This is a genomic window from Corallococcus sp. CA047B (assembly GCF_003612065.1).
Classification (GTDB): domain Bacteria; phylum Myxococcota; class Myxococcia; order Myxococcales; family Myxococcaceae; genus Corallococcus; species Corallococcus praedator.
The window spans coordinates 1-429 of sequence record NZ_RAWD01000736.1 but is presented as its reverse complement, the minus strand read 5'-3'; the positions used below and the strand labels follow the sequence as shown (position 1 = coordinate 429).

Annotated in this window: 1 protein-coding gene; it reads left to right on the top strand. The window is 70.4% G+C overall.

Annotation, left to right across the window (positions count from 1 at the left end):
- A partial coding sequence (locus D7X74_RS43530) for a hypothetical protein (RefSeq protein ID WP_158622384.1) occupies positions 1-223 on the top strand: 223 nt, incomplete at its 5' end.
- Between the last annotated feature and the right edge of the window lie 206 nt (positions 224-429).

Genomic DNA, 429 nt, shown 5'->3' with positions numbered 1-429 from the left:
GCTCGCGCCGCCTCCAGGCTTCACGCCCTCGCTGGCGCCGCTGTCCTCCTCCAGCCAGGTCAACTACCAGCACGCCCCGCTGCCCCCGACCCCCATCGCGACGAAGGACCAGAAGCATCCCACCTCGGCCGTGTACCGGCTCATGGCCCGGGAGATCGGGCGCGGCCTCGTCACCCGGTACGAGCTCGGGGTGCTCAGCAAGAGCCGGGAGTGCAAGGTCTAGGAACACGGGGCGCTGGTGACACGCGTCACCACCCCTGATGGCCCGCCTCACCAGAAGCATGGGGGGCGGAGCACCTCGTGGAATGGGCGCTCCAGAGGGAAACCGTGCGCGGGAAGCCGCTGCGGAGGGCTGGCACACGCCGTGCTTTGGGGAAGGCATACACGGACCGGACGCTTGCTTCCGGCTCCCTCCCACGACCCCCGAGC